This is a genomic window from Aporhodopirellula rubra (assembly GCF_014192335.1).
GTDB lineage: Bacteria > Planctomycetota > Planctomycetia > Pirellulales > Pirellulaceae > Rhodopirellula > Rhodopirellula rubra.
In genome coordinates this window covers 81,632-100,122 of the sequence record NZ_JACHXU010000005.1, presented here as the reverse complement: position 1 = coordinate 100,122, position 18,491 = coordinate 81,632, and the positions used below count along the sequence as shown (strand labels likewise).

General features: G+C 56.4%; 14 protein-coding genes. 5 read left to right on the top strand and 9 right to left on the bottom strand.

Features of this window, described 5'->3' with window-relative positions; all coding sequences use genetic code 11:
• Positions 1–43: 43 nt before the first annotated feature.
• Positions 44–2,083, bottom strand: a complete 2,040-nt coding sequence (locus tag FHS27_RS08460) for a sigma-54-dependent Fis family transcriptional regulator (RefSeq protein WP_184304131.1) — start codon at positions 2,081–2,083, stop codon at positions 44–46.
• A gap of 180 nt (positions 2,084–2,263) precedes the next feature.
• Here FHS27_RS08460 and FHS27_RS08455 point away from each other — a divergent pair, with 180 nt between their 5' ends.
• The 5 genes from FHS27_RS08455 (at position 2,264) to FHS27_RS08435 (ending at position 8,757) form a co-directional block, all read left to right on the top strand.
• Positions 2,264–3,091, top strand: coding sequence for an enoyl-ACP reductase FabI (locus FHS27_RS08455; protein ID WP_184304129.1), 828 nt, complete (start codon positions 2,264–2,266; stop codon positions 3,089–3,091).
• Between the two features lie 199 nt (positions 3,092–3,290).
• Positions 3,291–6,029 carry a type I DNA topoisomerase gene (gene topA, locus FHS27_RS08450; protein WP_184304127.1) on the top strand — a complete coding sequence of 913 codons (2,739 nt, stop codon included), beginning with the start codon at positions 3,291–3,293 and terminating at the stop codon, positions 6,027–6,029.
• Between the two features lie 11 nt (positions 6,030–6,040).
• Complete coding sequence (locus FHS27_RS08445) at positions 6,041–6,391, top strand: hypothetical protein (RefSeq protein WP_184304125.1); 351 nt, start codon at positions 6,041–6,043, stop codon at positions 6,389–6,391.
• A gap of 160 nt (positions 6,392–6,551) precedes the next feature.
• On the top strand, positions 6,552–6,932 hold the full coding sequence (locus tag FHS27_RS08440; protein WP_184304122.1) for a translation initiation factor: 381 nt from the start codon (positions 6,552–6,554) through the stop codon (positions 6,930–6,932).
• A gap of 247 nt (positions 6,933–7,179) precedes the next feature.
• Complete coding sequence (locus FHS27_RS08435) at positions 7,180–8,757, top strand: protein kinase domain-containing protein (protein WP_184304120.1); 1,578 nt, start codon at positions 7,180–7,182, stop codon at positions 8,755–8,757.
• 10 nt (positions 8,758–8,767) lie between these two features.
• On the opposite strand, the gene ccoS is transcribed toward FHS27_RS08435, so the two are convergent.
• The 8 genes from ccoS to ccoN all read right to left on the bottom strand — a co-directional run bounded on the left by ccoS (position 8,768) and on the right by ccoN (position 18,173).
• On the bottom strand, positions 8,768–8,920 hold the full coding sequence (gene ccoS / locus FHS27_RS08430; RefSeq protein WP_184304118.1) for a cbb3-type cytochrome oxidase assembly protein CcoS: 153 nt from the start codon (positions 8,918–8,920) through the stop codon (positions 8,768–8,770).
• Positions 8,917–11,475: a heavy metal translocating P-type ATPase gene (locus tag FHS27_RS08425; protein ID WP_184304116.1), complete on the bottom strand. Its 2,559-nt coding sequence runs from the start codon at positions 11,473–11,475 to the stop codon at positions 8,917–8,919. Before FHS27_RS08425 ends, ccoS begins: the two co-directional genes overlap by 4 nt.
• Positions 11,472–12,425, bottom strand: a complete 954-nt coding sequence (locus FHS27_RS08420; RefSeq protein WP_184304114.1) for a sulfite exporter TauE/SafE family protein — start codon at positions 12,423–12,425, stop codon at positions 11,472–11,474. Before FHS27_RS08420 ends, FHS27_RS08425 begins: the two co-directional genes overlap by 4 nt.
• Positions 12,426–12,677: 252 nt before the next feature.
• Positions 12,678–13,193 carry a FixH family protein gene (locus tag FHS27_RS08415; protein WP_246419296.1) on the bottom strand — a complete coding sequence of 172 codons (516 nt, stop codon included), beginning with the start codon at positions 13,191–13,193 and terminating at the stop codon, positions 12,678–12,680.
• Between the two features lie 59 nt (positions 13,194–13,252).
• The gene (gene ccoG, locus FHS27_RS08410; protein ID WP_184304113.1) at positions 13,253–14,812 is read right to left on the bottom strand and encodes a cytochrome c oxidase accessory protein CcoG; all 1,560 of its coding nucleotides are present in this window, start codon (positions 14,810–14,812) and stop codon (positions 13,253–13,255) included.
• Positions 14,813–14,884: 72 nt separating this feature from the next.
• The gene (locus FHS27_RS08405; RefSeq protein ID WP_184304110.1) at positions 14,885–15,529 is read right to left on the bottom strand and encodes a cbb3-type cytochrome c oxidase N-terminal domain-containing protein; all 645 of its coding nucleotides are present in this window, start codon (positions 15,527–15,529) and stop codon (positions 14,885–14,887) included.
• Positions 15,526–15,744 (bottom strand): hypothetical protein, encoded by a 219-nt coding sequence (locus FHS27_RS08400; protein WP_221224997.1) that lies wholly within the window; start codon positions 15,742–15,744, stop codon positions 15,526–15,528. The genes FHS27_RS08405 and FHS27_RS08400 overlap by 4 nt, the downstream gene beginning before the upstream one ends.
• A gap of 59 nt (positions 15,745–15,803) precedes the next feature.
• The gene (gene ccoN / locus FHS27_RS08395; RefSeq protein ID WP_184304106.1) at positions 15,804–18,173 is read right to left on the bottom strand and encodes a cytochrome-c oxidase, cbb3-type subunit I; all 2,370 of its coding nucleotides are present in this window, start codon (positions 18,171–18,173) and stop codon (positions 15,804–15,806) included.
• Positions 18,174–18,491: the final 318 nt, after the last annotated feature.

The following is an 18,491-nucleotide window of genomic DNA, read 5'->3' as shown; positions in this document are numbered from 1 at the left end:
CACTAGGTTACGCGAAACGTAACCGTCATTGCCAGACGCCTCGTTATTCAGAAGTCGACATGCCCAGTTGCCGCATTTTCCGGTAGAGATTCGAGCGATGAAGACCGAGTTTGCTCGCCGCGTCGGTCATGTTTCCGCCGCAGGCCATGATCGCCGCTTCAATATGGGCAATCTGAAACTCACGGGTCGCCTCGTTCAGGTTAATAATCGTGCCACCGGAAGTGTGACGCATTGCATTGGCGGGAAACTCTGGAATCCCTCCCTCGATTGGTCGCAGCATCAAATCTTCTTCATGGATGATGTCGCTCGTGGTGAGGTAGCAGACTCTTTCGATCGTGTTACGAAGTTCACGAACGTTACCCGGCCATGGATGCATGATCATCGCACGGCGTGAGGTCTCGTCGAATTTCGGTACCGCTCGGCCGATCTGCCGACAGAAATGATCGAGGAAATGTTCCGCGAGCAACATCACATCACTGCCGCGGCTGGACAGAGGTGGCAACGTCAATGAAACCACATTGAGCCGGAAGAACAGGTCTTCTCGAAAACGTTTGGCCGCGATCAAGTCTTGTAGCGGTTGATTGGTCGCCGCGATCACGCGGGTGTCGACGGGGATCGGTTGAGACCCGCCCACACGGACGACGACACGTTCTTCCAACACACGCAGCAATTTGGCTTGTCCGCCTGGGCTCATGTCGCCGACCTCGTCCAGGAACAACGTCCCGCCGTTGGCCAATTCGAATTTGCCTTGTCGTGCACTCGAGGCATCCGTGTAGGCACCTTTCTCGTGACCGAACAGTTCACTCTCGAGTAATGACTCGACTAATGCCGCGCAGTTAACGGCGACGAAGGGGCCGTTTCGGCGTTCGCTTTGGTAATGAATGTGTTGAGCCAGAACCTCTTTGCCTGTCCCGTTTTGCCCCAACACCAATACACTCAAGTCGGTCGGGGCGACTTTGGTTGCGTTCGTTCGGAGTTCGCGGATCGACTCATGATTGCCGATCAATGGATTCGATTCAGCGGCTTGGGAAACCAAACGGTCTCGCGTTCGAGTCAGGTTGACCCGCGTCCGCTGCGAGTCGATTGCCACGACGGCGTGAAGAGCTAACTCCGAGAGTGTACGCACGTCCGGAGCGTCGAACGCGCCGCTGCGATGGTCGTCCGGATTGGCATTGATCGCTTCGAAGACACCGATGATTTGGTCGCGGGAGTTGACCATCGGCACGGCGAGCAGCGAATGCGTGTTGAAGTTCTGGGCTTGGTCGATCCGGCGGTTCACGCGTCCTCCGTCGTTGCCGCCCGCCGACCACCACCGGGGGCTGCCGCTCTGGAGGACTTCGCCCACGATGCCGGCATCGTCTTCTACTTCGAGCACACCGCCTTCAATCCCGATCGCGGGGCGTCCGATCAACCGGCGGCGAGATTTGTCCCACAGGAAGATGGTCGCTCGTTCACAGGACAGCACTTCGCACGCACACTGGGCGACGGACTCGAGCAACTCGTCGTCGTCATCGAGTTGTTGCCATTGAGCGGCGTTTTGCAGCATGGTCGATGTTTGCCACAATCGGCGAGTGTCGTTCTGCCGGTCGCGATGCAAGACGAGGAATCGTCCGAGTGTCACCGCCAACGTCCGCAGCAACGCGGGAGGAGCGGGGGCGTTGCCGATCGACAACATCAGCGCGACGTTCGGTGTTCCCGGGGCGACGCTGTCGTCGATGGCGGACGATCGTTCGCGAGTGACATTTCCTGATGACACGCGACTGTTCTCGCCGCCGGTCAACGATTGTTGGATACCGAGCGACTCGACTTCGACGGCAGAGAACGCATCTTGAGTGATGATTTCACCACGGTCGATCGCTTCGCTGGCTAATGAATGAGCCGTCGGAAGTTCGTCTCCGGTCCAGAAACTGGTTTGCCAGCGATCCGCATTTTGACTGACTACTCCGCATCGGATGTCGCCTAAGTTGCCGGCTTTGGCACCCGCTAGTAAGCCGAGCAGGAGAGGCATTTTCTGCACGATGATCTCGTCATCAGACAATTGCCCTCCTGGCGCTGGCCCGGCGTGATTGACTGGCGACGACATGTGGGGACCTGGTTTGTTGGGGCGGTGCTCGTTGCCTGGTAGACGATGCGAAGGTGATCCAATCACGGTAAATTCCAAAACGTTCCGCAAGGATGCCTTGTGAGGGTGGACGCGTGTGACGATGATGGTCGCCCCAACAGCAAAACCCCGACAGAAAACAACCGCTCGAAAAGGTAAAAAATGCAATTTGAAGGAAAAAAGGGACTCATCGTCGGTGTCGCCAACGATCATTCGATCGCCTGGGCAATCGCTCAGCAAATCCTTGAAAGCGGTGGCAAGTGCGGGTTTACCCACCTTCCAGACCGCGCCGATGATGAAAAGAAGAAAAATCGGCGCCGAGTTGCCAAATTGACGGATCAATATGAGGGCGCCGAGTTCCTTCTACCTATGGACGCGAATAATGATGATGACATCCGCACTGTGATGGATCACACCGAAAAAACTTTCGGGAAAATCGATTTCCTCCTTCATTCGATTGCCTTCGCCGACAGGGATGACCTCGGTCGTGAAACGCTGCACACGTCGCGTAAAGGTTTCAAAATTGCGATGGAAGCCAGTGTTTTCTCGCTTTTGGCGGTCACCGCTGCGGCTGAGCCGATTCTGAAGCCGGGCGGCTCCGTTTTGACGATGACCTACTACGGGGGCGAAAAGTGTGTCCCCGGGTACAACGTGATGGGCGTCTGCAAAGCCGCTCTGGAAGCATCGATGCGATACCTCGCGTTCGACATGGGGGCCCGAGATGTGCGGGTTAATGCCCTCTCTGCAGGTCCGATCCGTACGCTCGCAGGACGTGCCGCAGGCGTCGAAGACATGCTCAAAATGTATGAGCACATGGCACCGCTGGGTCGCAACGTGACCCACGAAGAGGTCGGACGCACCGGTGCCTTCTTGCTCAGCGACGATAGTAATGGGATCACTGGCGAAATCCTCCATGTTGACGGCGGATACAACGCGATGGGCAGCCCAGGTCGCTTGCTCGATGAAATCAAGAAAGCCCAAGAAGCCTGATTCGGGCGAATATCGCCCCCGTGGCGAAATTGTCGTAAATGCCGGAGCGGGTGTCGAGATCAGCTCGCTGGCAAGATGGTGAGGATGTGGCGGCTAACCGTCACCTCATGTTGACGGCTGCGTGAGTTTCCGTCACAACGCCTCAATTCACGTTTCTAGTCCGCACCGTCCTCCCCTTTCCCAAACGCCCCGCCCATTCATGGCTAAATCGACCAGCAAGAGTTTGGTGATCGTCGAATCGCCCGCAAAAGCCCGCACGATTTCGAAGTTTTTGGGCAGTGGATACCAGGTCGAAGCCAGTGTGGGACACGTTCGCGATTTGCCTGGCGGAACGAAAGACATCCCGAAAAAGTACAAGAAAGAGCCGTGGGCTTATCTCGGCGTCAACGTCGAAAAGGACTTCGAACCGGTCTATATCGTGCCGGCGGACAAGAAAAAACAAGTTGATAAGCTCAAAGAAGCTCTCAAAGATGCCGACAGCCTCTATCTCGCGACGGACGAAGACCGCGAGGGAGAAGCGATCAGTTGGCACCTGTATGAATTGTTGAAACCAACCGTGCCGGTTCACCGATTGGTGTTCCACGAAATCACGAAGGACGCGATTCAACACGCCCTCGATACGCCTCGCGAAATCGACGACGGACTCGTCCGGGCTCAAGAAACTCGTCGGATCCTCGACCGGCTTTACGGTTACGACGTCTCGCAGTTGTTGTGGCGTAAAGTCGGCCCCGGTTTGTCGGCCGGCCGCGTCCAAAGCGTCGCGGTGCGTTTGATCGTTGAACGCGAACGTGAACGCATCGCCTTCCATGATGCGACGTACTGGGATCTCGAAGCGATCTTCACAACCAAGGACGGCGACTCCCTACCCGCGACGCTGAATGCGGTCTCGGGACGGAAGATCCCGTCGGGGAAAGACTTTGATCCTGATACCGGAAAACTGATCAACACGGATCTGTTGCAGATGGACGAGGCCGCGTCGTCGGAACTCGCCAGTCGTCTGCGGAGTTCCGATTTCCAAGTCACGAAGGTGGAAGTCAAACCGTTTGTCGAACGGCCCAAGGCGCCCTTCACGACCAGTACATTGCAGCAGGAGGCGAACCGCAAACTCGGCATGACGGCGAGACGCTGCATGCAGGCGGCACAGCGACTTTATGAGAACGGTTACATCACTTACATGCGTACCGACTCGACGACGCTGTCGAAGGAAGCCGTCAACGCGGCGCGGGATCTGGTGCGAACCGAATACGGTGAACAGTTCCTGCACGAAACCGTGCGGACCTACAAAGGCAAAGTGAAGAACGCGCAGGAGGCTCACGAGGCCATCCGACCTGCCGGTACCCCGTTCCGTGTCCCCGCCGCGGTTCAGTCCGAGCTCGATCGTGATCAATTCCGATTGTTCGAACTGATTTGGAAACGCACCGTCGCTTGCCAAATGGCCGACGCGAAGAAACAACGCATCAGTGTCACGATCGAAGGTGGTGATTGTTCCTTCGCCGCATCGGGAACGAGTATCCTGTTCGAAGGTTTCCTACGTGCCTATGTCGAAGGCAGCGACGACCCCGAAGCGGAACTCGCCGATAAAGAACGTTTGCTGCCACCGGTCAGCGAAAGTGATCCACTCGATGTTGCCGAGATGGATCCTAAGAGTCACACCACTCAACCGCCCGCGCGATTCAGTGAAGCCTCGCTGACGCGAACGTTGGAAGAGAAAGGCATCGGACGGCCGAGTACGTACGCGTCGATTATCGAAACGATCCAAAAACGCGATTACGTTTACAAGAAGGGCAGCGCGCTGGTTCCGAGTTGGACCGCGTTCAGCGTGATCCGTCTGATGGAAACTCACTTCGAGGCCCTCGTCGATTACGACTTTACGGCCCAAATGGAAGACTTCCTCGACACGATCAGTCGCCAGGAAGCCGAGTCGCTCGCCTATCTCAAAGGCTTCTACTTTGGTGATCAAGAAGGCTTGGAATTTCCCGCCGATCACAAAGCCGCAGTCGGTTTGAAAAAGCGACTCGAAGAGAAGATCGAAGAAATCGATCCTCGCGTCACCGCGATGTTTTCGCTCGGTATTCCGACCGAGGGTGAGAATCGTGAAGAGGTCTTCGTGCGTGTTGGCAAATACGGTCCGTTCTTGGAACAAGGCGATCGCAAGGCCTCCATCCTCGATGGCATGGCTCCCGACGAAATGACCCTCGCGAAAGCGATGGAGATGTTCGAGGCGGCGGCACGCGAAGACGAACCGCTCGGCGTGCATCCTGAAACGGGCAAAAACGTTTACATCAAAGCAGGACGCTTCGGTCAGTACATCCAACTCGGTGAGAAGGATGACGAAGAGAAACGCAATCAGTCGATTCCAAAGAGCATCGCGCCCGAAGACGTGAACTTCGAAATCGCGTGCAAACTGTTGCAGTTGCCTCGGAACTTGGGGAACAACCCCGAGAACAACGAACCGATCATGGCACACGATGGACGCTATGGTCCGTACGTGAAATGTGAAAAGGAAACCCGATCACTGCCCGCCGGAATGTCACCACTCGAAGTGACCTTCGACGAAGCGATCGCGCTGCTGAAGCAACCTAAAACACGTGGCCGCGCCGCGCCGAAGGAACCGATCGTTGCCTTCGAGAAGAAAAGCCCGGTTACGGATCAAGAAGTTAAGATCCTCGAAGGCCGGTTTGGCCCCTACGCGACCGACGGTGAGACCAATGCGTCGATTCCACGAGGCACTGATGCCAAAGAGGTGACATTCGAAGCCGCTTTGGATCTGCTCGCCGAACGAGCTGCGAAGGGCCCTTCGAAGAAGAAAAAGAAGAAAGCAGTGAAGAAGAAAACTGCTAAGAAGAAGGCGACCAAGAAGAAGGCCGCAAAGAAAAAAGCGGTGAAGAAAGCAGCTAAAAAGGCGACTAAGAAGAAGGGCATCATTAAGAAGTCTTAGGACGAGAACCCATGCGATTTTCCACCGACGAAATCCGGCTCGCTCACGAACTCAAAGCCGCCGGCTTGCCGTGGCAGCCGCAGCCGGGGCATTTCGTATGGGATGGCGAGCCGTTGATTGAGCACGATTCGCCTTTTCACGATCGGGTCTTCTTCATCCTCGACCTGAAACACTTTCTGCGTCGAAGCAAGACGATCGAGCGGTTGGTGGAATCGATGGTGTGGTTGCCGACATGGCAGCAGTGCCGTGATCTGCTCGACCAGCGTGGTGTCGGCAGTGATGTGATCCTAAAACGCATTCAAGAAACCAACGCGTTCGAGCTCGGGACTGAGCGGCTCGAACTGTACCGTTTGTTGCTCTAATCGATCGCTCGCAATCTGTCGGCGTTTGCGGACGTGCCTATCTTGGTTTCGTCGACTGTTCTCGTTTGATCAAACGTAATTGATAGACTTCCTCAACACCCATTTCGCACCCAGACGTATCTGAGGACTTGGCGTTCAACCCTCGACGCCTTCAAATTTCATGACACGACTCTTTGCCGGGACTCCGTTTGACATTCCACCTGAGTGTGATCTTTGCGGACTCCCCGAAACCGATTGTAAGTGCACGCCGGACGATAAAGCTGAAGCGGAGGCAAAGCGTCAACGCGAGGCCGACCGCATTCCGCCGGAAAAGCAAACCGCGCGGATTACTACGGAGAAACGTAAAGGCGGCCGAACGGCAACGGTGATTAACGGATTAACCGCGAAGGCCAACGACCTGTCTGCTCTGTTGTCGCAGTTGCAAACCGCATGCGGCACGGGTGGGACGGTGAAGGCGAAAGAAGATCTGATCGAGCTGCAAGGCGATCACACAACCGCTGCCCGAGAGTGTCTCAGCAAAATCGGATTTCGCATTAGGTAGCCCTTGGGGCACGGTGACCTTTGAGACGCGGGACGTCAACGAACGGTCGGTTGCCGCAATGGGGCGTGGTGGACGCTTGCAGTGAACGTCCAAAGTCGCTTGTGGCGGCCGAGAGTGCTCCCTTAAGGATCGATACGGAGTTCGTGACAGTGCGACGCGTGTCTCCTGACGATCGGTGCGGTAGCATACAGGCAATGAGTTTCCCGGTTGCAAACTTTTCTCTTGCCTAAATTCCCGGATAGTCGTCGTGAATTCCGTCACTGAATTATCGCCTCACGATCTGGCCGAAGTCCGTGAGCGGTGTCAGGAATATGAGATCGCGTGGCATCGGAGTCCTCAGGGAACGAAATTGCAGACCTGGGTCGAAAAAGCCCCCGAGAGGCTGCGCCCACGATTGTTCGCGGAGTTGCTGACCCTGGACGGAAATTTGCGGTCGTCGCACGTCGAAAGTTTATCGAGGTTGTCGCTCAGCGAACTTTGCCCGTTCGACGTCGCGGATTCAGTGCCGGTGAGCGATGAGACCGTGGATTTCGATTCACTCGACGGATTCATCGAGAAGGCGTTGGCGGGGCGAGATGACGGCGTCGTCGATCAGGCCCGACGTTCGCTGTTGAAGTGTCCGACGTTGGCCGGGATTTCCGAACAAGCGGCCAGCGCACTCAACGACGGTTTGCAATCGGTTGAGTTTGCCCCAGGTGATGTTTTGCTGAAACAAGGCCAAACTGCTGGTGGCTTGTTTGTGATCGTCAGCGGGCAGCTCGAAGTTTCAAAGAAAGTCCGCTCTGCCGATGTGAAATTTGCCCAGTGCAACGCCGGTAGCGTCGTCGGCGAGATGTCTTTGTTGACGGGGAAACGTTGCACCGCGACGGTGAAGGCGATCTCCCCGCTCGTGGCACTGCGTTTGGATGTCGATCGCTACAAAGAACTCACGACGGCCTATCCCGAAATTGAAATCGCACTGAGTCAGTTGATCAGTGATCGGTTGGGAAGTCGTGAAGTGGACGCGTTGTGTGGACGAACTATTCACGGATATCGATTGAGCCGTTGTCTCAGCCGAGGAGGGATGGGCGTGGTCTATGAATGCCGGAGCGACTCGCATCCGGGGCAACCGCTTGCATTGAAAATGCTACGTCATGAGTTCATCCACGAGCCTCAAGCGATCGAGAATTTCGAGCGAGAATCCGATGTGCTCCGCAACCTCAGCCATCCCAATATCGTTTCGGTCTTGGATGCCTTTGTCGACTATCGGACGCGGTTTTTGGTGATGCCGATGTGCGACAGCCACGATTTGGCAAGGTTGCTTCGCCGTCATGGGAAACTGGACGAAAACTGCGTGAGAGCGTTGCTCGGTCAAATCACGGCAGGTTTAGAATACGCTCACCAAAATCAAATCGTGCATTTGGATCTCAAACCAGCCAACATTCTGATGAATTGTGACGGAACCGCCGCGATCGCTGACTTTGGTTTGTGTAACGTGATTGGTCAGGACGTCATGGGGGATACCGTGATGGGCACTCCCGCGTACATGCCTCCTGAACAATTGCGAGGTGACCATGTGTGTCCCCGTGGTGACTGGTACGCTCTCGCGTGCATGACCTACGAGATGTTGAGCGGGAAGAAGTTGTTCGACCGCAAGGATTGGATGTCACTGCTGATTCAAAAAGAACGTTTCGAGCCTCGTGACCTCCCACGTGATATGACCATCAGTGATGAGTTACGAAACATCCTCGAAGGTGCGTTGTGTTATGAACCGGCTGATCGCGAGTGGCCTCACGAACTCATTTGCTCATGGTCGAAACCGGTCACCGAATGGATTACGGAGTAGAGGTTGAACGCTATTTTTTCGGTTTTTCGTCATCGATTAACACTCGCACCGACGGCGTGTCCAGGTCGTCGTATTGGCCCCCGCGTATACAGAGGATGCACGCGAGCACACCGCCGCCACCGAGAATTAAGGCGATGGGAAGTGCAACGAAAAGGACACTCACGATTTCGTCTCCGGTGGCAATGAACGTTCTGGATAAGTAGGCCATGCAAGTGTCAACGCGAGCACGCTAACGCTGCTAATTGGCATCAGGACGGCAGCGATCAGCGGACTGATTTTGCCGAACATGGCGAGTCCCACTGCTATCAAATTATAAGCCAACGAAACGGCGAGAGCAGTCTTGATCAACCAATCGGTACGTTTCGACGCGCTGATTAAATCAGTGATACTCGCTAAGTCACCCGATGCGATAAACACCGGCGCCGCTTGCAAACTGACTTCCGCACCGCCGCGCACGGCGATTCCGACATCCGCAGCCGCCAATGCCGCTGCGTCGTTCGCGCCATCACCAATCATCACAGTCGTGTGCGGGCGTTCGCTTCGGGGTGCCGTTTCATTCGGGCACGGTTGATTTTCGGGTGTCGATGCTTGGGGGTTGCTGAATCGCGAATCACCTCGTACGGCCGCCAATTTGTCTTCGGGACTGAGGCCTCCGAAGGCTTCTCCGGAGTCGATGCCAATTTGGTCAGCGACATGTTGAACGATTTTGGGGTGGTCTCCCGAAAGGATTCCGACCCGCCATCCTTTTTCTTGAAGGGTCGCAATCGTTTGACGAGCTTCGGGTTTAAGTGGATCAGAAATGCCGATCACCGCTTCGATGACGCCCCCCAACGAGATCAGAATCGGGCTGGCAGACGTTCGCGTGCATTCGTCGATCCCGTCCAAAACGACGCGGCCGAGTCCGAAGCCTTGTCCGCGGAAGAAATCAGCGCTACCCGCCATGATCTCGCATCCCTGGACGCTACCCGTCACACCCTGACGATCGACCCGTTGCAGTGTCGCGTCGGAGGGGAGGTTTTTGCCCCAGATGCCAGCCATCCGTACAAGAGCTTGAGCGACCGGGTGATTGCATTGTTGCTCGACCGCCGCAGCCAACACAACTGCGGTTTGTGATCCCCAAACCAGCCTCGCGTCTGGACGCCCACTGGTGAGCGTTCCGGTTTTGTCAAACCAAATCGTTCCGCCGCGTGCGAGTTGTCCGAACGTGTTCCCGTCTCGAATCAGTACTTTGTGTTTGGCGGCGCGGCCCAGCGAGACGGCGATCGCGAGCGGTGTCGCCAGAGCCAACGCACACGGGCACGCGACAATCAACAACGCGGTCGCATGCGAGGCTGCCAACGACCAACCCTGAGGTAACCACCATAAAAACGAACCCACCGCCAGCAGTGAGACGACCACCACAAAAACACCGCCTACCGAGTCGGCGAATTGCACGATGGGAATCTTCTCGCTCGTCGCGTCTTCCACGGACTGCATGACTTTGCCGATGCGACTGTCGCGGCCCGTTGCGATCACGCGAACGTCGATCGGTTGTTGCAGATTCAGGGTGCCCGCGGACACCTCCTCGCCCTCGCCCGCATCGACCGGCAGGCTCTCTCCGGTCAGCAGCGATCGGTCGACGGACGTTTGTCCATGGACGATCTCGCCATCGACGGGGATGTTCTCCCCTGCGCCCACGCGTACCACATCACCGGTTTGCAACGCATCAACCAGAACCGTGTCGGTCGTCTCGTCCGGATTCACGCGAGTGGCATGTCGCGGCGTGATCCTCAGCAACAGATCGACCGCTTTGGCCGCCCGGTGTTGTTGGTGGAATTGAATCCATCGCCCGATCAGTAGCAAAAAGACGAGGACCGCGAGTGAATCGAAGTAGAGATGTCCGACGCCGGTGATCGCATTGACGGTTCCCACAACCGTACCGACGGCCAGACCCAACGCGACAGGCAGGTCCATGTGGGGAACACGGGTTTTCAATGAAGCGAACGCTCCGGTGAAGAATGTTCGGCCAGGAAAAAGCACCGCTGCCACGCCTAGGCCTGTGCCGATCATTCGCATGAAAAAGCGATGATCCGCCGCCACCCCATAGGCTTCTCCCGCGTACAACGCGACGGCGATCCACATTGCGTTGGCTGCACAAAATCCGGCCAAAGCGATCTGGATTAAATGCCGACGATTCTCATTTTGAAAATGATCATCGCGTTCGGTCGACATCGGCGCCAGTTCGTAGCCGAGGCGATCGAGCAACTGTGCGATCTTGCTCAGTGTCGTGGCCGTTGGGTCGAATACAATTCTCAGAGTGTGATCACTCATCTTCACCCGTGCGACGTTCCATCCGGGTGTGCGTAGAGCCGCGTTCTCGATCAGCCACGCACACGCGGCACAGTGCAGGCCGTGCACCGCGAGTTCGGTGCACATCAATCCGTCGTCTTGCGGTTCCGGTTTTGATGGCCCTAAGAACTCATCGTTGTCGAAAACGTCATACCGTGACGATTGATCTTTGACACGCGTGGCCGTGCCGCTGCCGAGCTGATCACGGAGGCCATAAAATGATTCCAGGCCCCATCCGTGGATCAGTTCATAGGCTCCTTTGCAGCCGTTGCAGCAGAAGACTTCATCGGCGGGTTGTTCCGCGTAGCTGTCGCTCGGTTCCCCGCAATGGATGCAGGGCCGCATCATCCTTTGCCGGATGGCGTCCGGGGCTTGTTGCTCGTCGATCACGGTGTGCTTGACGAATCGGCGTCAGATCCGTCCCCGGAGGTTTTGCCGGCACAGCACGGCAGAGGAGTCTTCGACAAAGCGCCGATTTGATCGGCAATCGAGTTGGTCGGCGTGGAACACTGGCATGTATCGCCCGTTGTCCCGCGCGCACATGGGCCACCATCGGAACACGCACACCCACCCGCACACGTGGTCGCGTTTGCATCCGATTCACCTGCGTGAGCCAGGTCGATTGAGATCGCGGGGGCGATGTCGGTGAGCGAGTTCAGTTCGGCGAAGCCTCGACCTGACGCCGTGATGCCGCCGGTGACGATGAGCAAAATGGCTGTGACCATCGGGACGACTTTCACGAACTCATGAGACAATGTTTGCGTTCCTGCGATGAGCGCTGTTAAGGCGGGGACCGTGCCGACCCAAAACGCCGCCATCGTGACGCCACCCATCAAGACACTTCCCGTTCCGGCGGCGACCAGGGCGAAAAGATACAACCACCCGCAGGGCAGCAGCGTCGTTAGCATTCCGACTGACAATGCGCGACCGCTCGGCGGGAGTGCAAAAATAAAGGGCCGAAGTTTCACGAGCAGACCGCCGATTCGCGACGGAGACGGTCCGGTGGACGCGGTGATTTTACTCGCGAATAACATTGTTCCCAATTTCCACACGCCAATGATCACCATCAACGACCCGACCACGCGTGCGGCGGCGAGCTGAAACCCGAGCGTTTGTCCTCCGACGTCAACCAGGCTGCCGATGCCACCCGCGATCAGCCCGGCGATGGTGTAGGTGATCAAGCGACCGACGTGATACAGCGACGTGGACGTAACGATTTGCATCCGTGAAGCGCGTTCGCCTGCCCCACTGGCCCAGATCGCGAGCGGTCCGCACATGCCAACGCAGTGCATGCTGCCCATCAGGCTGGCGGTGACGACGGCGGTGATTAGGATCCACATGGATTGAGTCGCTTGAATGGGGCGAGGTGGGGTTGGCGTGAATCAGGTCGCGGGGAACAGGCGTGAGCCATTCGGTCTTGTTCTCATGCTGAATGCCGCTCGAGCACTCGGTGAAGGAGCGCTTTGGCGAACTGTACCGTGTCTACGTTGTTTGACGGAGCCAACGTCGCTCGACGGTGGACCACGTCCTGGCGAACGTAGCTGCCCGTAATGGGTTACCGGTTAATGGGCTACGTCTTTAGTTAACATCCTCTAGCTCTTGAAATCGAACGTCTTCACGAGCGTCATCGGTTTGCCTGCGTTCTGGAGGTCGAGTTCCACCTGCCAGAGTCCGTTGCGGCCCATCGCGGGAAGTGCCATGTAACGGCCTTCGCCGACGTTGTCTAACTCGAATCGGTCCACCTGATCCGCTGACGCGTGATGGTAGACTTTCGCGAGCACGTTGAGATCAGAAACGGGGTTCCCATCGCGGTCAGACACGTGAAGCTGCATCGCTCGCATTCCACGACCGTCGGCAATATTCGACATCTCGAGTTGAACGTTCCATCCCATCCGTGCCGCCTCACCGTTGGCCGCGTGGCTCGCGTCCCAGTTGAGTGCCGCTTGATGATAGTCCGGTACGACCGCGAGTGCCGGGTCGCCTACCGCGAGTTTGAGAGCCGTCCCCAGGATGGTGCACTGGATGGCAAACAACAACAGCACCAATCCGGTGTAGAACCGTTTGGCACTGCGTTCGGCTTTCACTTCCGTTTCCGTTTTTTGATTCAATGTGTCGTCCAATAAAAGTGTTGAGACCACGTTCGTGGCGAGCGCGGTGGATCGTCAGACTAACGAGGTCCCAGGATTTTGAAATCAATCTCGTGTTGATGGTCGGTTTCGTCGTTCACGACTAAGGTCGCCTGTGTGTTCCCTTTTCCGCGTGTGAGAACCGGTTTGAACTCAACACTCAGAGGCACGAGCACGTTTCCACCCGGAGGCAGCGATAGTAGTTCTTGCTGGATCACCTCCAGTGTCACGCCTTCAGGAGTGTCGATCGTTAGCGTGTAATTCTGGTCTTGTTGGGTCCGATTGACTAACCGTAATTTGAACGAGTTATTGACCGATCCGGTATTCGTAATCGAAAACGGTGCCCCTTTTCCTCGCAATAGACGTGCGTCGAAGCCCACTTTGCTGGAAACCGCGTAGGCGAATCCGCTCATCACGGCGAGCAAAATAATCGGATAGACGATCGTGCGGGCGCGGAACAGTTTCTTCGGTTTCCTCGCGATTTCGTCTTGTGAACTGTATCGGATCAAACCGGCCGGCAATCCGACCTTTGCCATCACGTTGTTGCAAGCGTCGATGCACTGAGTGCAGTTGATGCATTCCATTTGCAGTCCATCGCGGATGTCGATTCCGGTTGGGCAAACGACGACACATTGGTTGCAGTCGACACAATCGCCAGCGGGTTTTGCCGAGGGGCGTTTTCCTTTGGCGCGAGGTTCACCTCGAACAGGATCGTAGGCGACGATCTTTGATTGTTCATCGAGCATTACTGATTGAAAGCGACCGTACGGGCACGCGATCAAACAGAGTTGTTCTCGGAAAATCAAAAAGTCAAACAGCATCAACCCGGTGACCGCTGCCATCACGAGGAACGCGGAGGGGTGTTCGAGCGGAGACAAGCGTACCCACTCGGCCAAACGATCAGTGCCGACAAAGTACGCCAAGAACGTGTGCGCTAGAAACATGCACAGCACAACGTAGACGGCGATTCTCGCGACCGCGCGAAGCCCACCCATACCGGCCTTGGGTTTGCCTCCTTTGCCGACCGTTCCTTCAAAGAGCCGGTCAATTGGCCGAAACAGGAATTCCATGTAAACGGTTTGAGGACACGCCCAACCGCACCACGCCCGACCGGCCACCGCCGTGATCAGGACGATCGTGATGAAAACCGACAGCATTCCAAATGCCAGGATCAGCGTGTCTGTCGGATAGAACGTCTTGCCAAGAACGGTTAGCTGACGCGATACCAGATCCATCAAAATGATGGGCTTCCCACCAATTCGAAGGTGTGGGATCGCTACGAACACGACCATCAGCACGTATGCGACGACGCGCCGTTTTTTCCACCAATCGCCCATCGACAATTTAGGACGCAGCCAACGACGGCTACCGTCTCGCTCCAGCGTGCTGAGGACGTGTTCCTCAGGTGTCAGCAACGCGTCGTTGTTGGACGCGGGTTGCTCAGGCGACGCCGCTTCGGACGCATGCGAGTGTTCGTGATGGTCACCGTGTGAATGCGACTGGTCGTCGCAAGAACAGTTTTCGCACTTTCCGCATCCACCCGCATGACTCGACAGACTACCGTCCCCGGGGCCGATAGGGAGGGAAAACGCATCACTCATTGGATTGCAAATCTCGCAAAAAACGGAGAAGGCACGCGGGAGGTTAACTCCCGCGTTTCCTTCGTGCTTACCTTATTCCGAGGAATCGGACTCCGCCGTATCCTCGGTGTTGGCCGTGGGCTCAGGCCACGGCGGGATCGTTTTGCCTTCGGCACCACGTGGACCGTCGAGGTTTTCGCCTCGCATACTGGCCACGTACGCTGAAACCAAAACGACTTCGTTTGGGTGCAAGCGGTTGGACCACTTGGGCATGGCACCCGCGGCGGCGCCGTTGTTGATGACCTTCGCGATGTCTTCGATCGTGTTGATGTTCTTGAAATACTCGTCCGTCAGGTTAGGACCGACTTTGCCTTGTCCTTCCCGGTCGTGACACGACACGCAGTGGGTTTGGAAAACGATCTTACCGACGCGAAGCCAGTTGTCCTTTTCCATGTACTCAACCAGTGTCGCGGCGTCGGGTTTCAGTTCACCGATCTCTTCGAACTGCAAGCGAGTGTTGGCTGCGAGCGCAACGCCATAGCCGTCTTCGATCGATCGACCGGGCGTGCCACCGTGGTAATACAACCAATAGGGAGGGCAGAACGCGATCGACGCGATGAACAACCACTTCCACCAACCCGGCAACGGATTGTCAAACTCTTCAATGCCGTCGTAGGCGTGATCCGTTTTCGGCGCGTCGTCGACGACCGGTTTGTTGTTGGGTGCTGTCGAACTCATTGGCGGGAATCCTCCACTTGATCGGTCAGCGGAATCGACGCAAAACGATCCGACGCATTCTGGCTGAGCTTCATCGTTCCGTACGTGATCGTGGCAAACGCGACCACGAACAACGCAAGTGCCCATTCGGCACACGCTGAATAATCCAACGCACTAACTAAATCTTTAATCATCCGTTTTGATTCTCGTTCGAGAGGAATTGGTTGGTTTGGCATCTCCCGGGCTCGTTTCGGTGTCGAACTGAACCCGGGATCGTGAAATGAATGGACCGTGGTCAGTCGATTTGCGATTCGTTCGCATTCAACATCGCAACTCCGGCGGGCTCTTCGGCAGGTGCCGATTCGTCTTCCGGAGTGCCTTCAGCGGGAACGGTTTCGGCAGGTGCTTCTTCGGCGAACAAGTCGATGCCGACGCGTTGCAGGTACGCGATCAACGCTACGGCTTGCTTTTCGTAGGTTTTCGCAGGCCCACCTTGCTCAACAATTTCGGCGGCGATTCGTTCGGCTTGAGCCATCGCGACTTCGGCAGTGTTGTTGAGTTCGTCGTCGGAGTATTCGGCACCGAGGTACGCGGCCGCTTGAACGTGGGGGGCAATCGCGTCGTACTTCATGTCCTCGGTTAACAAATACCCGTAGCTCGGCATGACCGAACCCGGTGACACGTTTTCGGGGTTTTCGAAGTGCGTCCAATGCCAGAAACTGCTCTGCTTGCCACCCTCGCGTGCGAGGTCAGGACCGATCCGGCGACTGCCCCATTGGAACGGACGGTCGTAAATCGATTCGCCCGGTTTGCTGTATTCGCCATACCGTTTCGTTTCCGAAACCATTGGGCGGATCATTTGCGAGTGACAGTTGTAACAGCCTTCGGAAACGAAAATGTGACGACCGGCCAACTCCAACGGTGTGTATGGTTTCACCGTCGCGATGGTCGGCACATTCGTACGGATCAAAAACGTCGGAATCGCCTCAAACAACGTCGCGACGATCACCGCGAGAGTCACGAGCACGGTGAACTTCACCGGCAATCGTTCCCATGATCGGTGCCATCCCATGCGTCCGAAGATATCGAGCTTCTTGCTCAGTTCGAGTACGGGAGCACCTTCGAGATGGCTCTTTGATTTCGGCTCGGTAACGTTGTATTCTTTCGTCAAACGCGGCGCCGAAATGACAGGCACTTCGTATTCCGCGGGACGACTCATCCACGTCATCAACGCGTTGAGCCCGAGCATCAACGTGCCGCTGACATACAACAGACCTCCGACGACGCGGAGCCACCAAAGTGGAACGATCGATTGAGTGGTTTCAATGAAGTCCGGATACATCAGGTGTCCGGTGTCGTCCATCGCACGCCACATCCAGCCCTGCATCAGGCCCGCGGCGTAGATCGGAATGATGTACAGGAGAATGCCGAGCGTTCCGATCCAAAAGTGCAGGCTGACGAGTTTATCGCTCCAGATTTTCGTTTGGAAAATGCGTGGCAGCATCCAGTACAGCATGCCGAACGCCATGAATCCGTTCCAACCCAGTGCACCGGAGTGAACGTGAGCGATGGTCCAGTCGGTGTAGTGAGTAAACGCGTTGATCGCTTTCACGGACAACATCGGCCCTTCAAACGTGCTCATGCCGTAGAACGTGACGCCGACGACGAAGAACTTCAGCACGGGGTCGGCGGCGACCTTGTGCCACGCCCCGCGCAGTGTGAGCAGACCATTGATCATCCCACCCCAACTCGGCATCCACAGCATCAAACTGAACAGCATGCCTAGTGTGCTGGCCCATTCGGGCAGCGATGTGTAGTGCAAGTGGTGAGGACCAGCCCAGATGTAAATGAACACCAACGACCAGAAGTGGATGATGCTCAGTCGGTAACTGAAGACCGGACGGTCGGCCGCCTTGGGCAAGAAGTAATACATCAACCCGAGAAACGGCGTGGTCAAGAAGAACGCCACCGCGTTGTGTCCGTACCACCACTGCATGAACGCGTCTTGAACTCCGGCGTAAACCGGAATGCTCGCGAACAATCCGATCGGCACCACCAAGTTGTTAAATACGTGCAGCAACGCGACGGTCACAATCGTTGCGATGTAAAACCAAAGTGCGACGTACATGTGACGTTCGCGACGATGGATCAGCGTCATCAGGAAGTTGCCGCCGAAGATGAACAACCATACAACGGCAATCAGAATGTCGATCGGCCATTGCAGTTCGGCGTACTCTTTACTTTGTGTGATCCCCAGTGGCAGCGTGATCGCGGCCAACACGATGATCAGTTGCCAGCCCCAAAAGTGCATCCGGCTGAGAGCGTCGCTCCACATCCGAGCTTTGCACAGTCGCTGCGTGCTGTAATAGACCGCCGCAAAGATCGCGTTGCCCGCGAACGCGAAGATCGCCGCGTTAGTGTGCAGCGGACGCAGGCGTGCGAAGCTGAAGTATTCCAACCCTCCTGCTAACCCCGGAAGAATCAACAACACGGCAACGATCAGTCCCGCGAGAGTCGCCACGATCGCCCATACGATGGTCGCCGTAGCAAACATCCGCACGATCGAATCGTCATAGCTGAATTGTTCCATGCGACCTGAATCGGTCGCGCCATGGCTTTCGACTGCCCCGCCCTGCGGTGCATCGGTCGACGTCACTGTCGCCATCTTTTTCCTCTGAATCGGTACGAAAAATGGCGTCCACTTAGACGCCCGAGAACGGTGTGTGCAAATACGACGGTTGCGTGCTCGCTTGGTTGCTCGCAACGTCTACAACAATCGCGGTGCCAAACGGCGAGATTGTACCCCGCCTTCGAGTTGCCATCCAACGTTTGAGACAAAACGCACGTGTATACGTGTTTTTAGGTGTAATAATCGCACATCAAAGTCGATTCGATCGTGCGAGCGGATACGCACGTCGTGGCCTGTGTTGTGCGATTATGCACGCTCTTAAGCGAAGGTATGGTCCCCTAGGGACACCTGAGC

Excerpts from the sequence above, each read along its gene's own strand:
- FHS27_RS08460 (WP_184304131.1), bottom strand. The coding sequence starts at position 2,083 with ATGTCGTCGCCAGTCAATCACGCCGGGCCAGCGCCAGGAGGGCAATTG.
- FHS27_RS08455 (WP_184304129.1), top strand. The coding sequence starts at position 2,264 with ATGCAATTTGAAGGAAAAAAGGGACTCATCGTCGGTGTCGCCAACGAT.
- topA (WP_184304127.1), top strand. The coding sequence starts at position 3,291 with ATGGCTAAATCGACCAGCAAGAGTTTGGTGATCGTCGAATCGCCCGCA.
- FHS27_RS08445 (WP_184304125.1), top strand. The coding sequence starts at position 6,041 with ATGCGATTTTCCACCGACGAAATCCGGCTCGCTCACGAACTCAAAGCC.
- FHS27_RS08440 (WP_184304122.1), top strand. The coding sequence starts at position 6,552 with ATGACACGACTCTTTGCCGGGACTCCGTTTGACATTCCACCTGAGTGT.
- FHS27_RS08420 (WP_184304114.1), bottom strand. The coding sequence starts at position 12,425 with ATGTGGATCCTAATCACCGCCGTCGTCACCGCCAGCCTGATGGGCAGC.
- ccoG (WP_184304113.1), bottom strand. The coding sequence starts at position 14,812 with ATGAGTGATGCGTTTTCCCTCCCTATCGGCCCCGGGGACGGTAGTCTG.
- FHS27_RS08405 (WP_184304110.1), bottom strand. The coding sequence starts at position 15,529 with ATGAGTTCGACAGCACCCAACAACAAACCGGTCGTCGACGACGCGCCG.
- FHS27_RS08400 (WP_221224997.1), bottom strand. The coding sequence starts at position 15,744 with ATGCCAAACCAACCAATTCCTCTCGAACGAGAATCAAAACGGATGATT.
- ccoN (WP_184304106.1), bottom strand. The coding sequence starts at position 18,173 with ATGGCGACAGTGACGTCGACCGATGCACCGCAGGGCGGGGCAGTCGAA.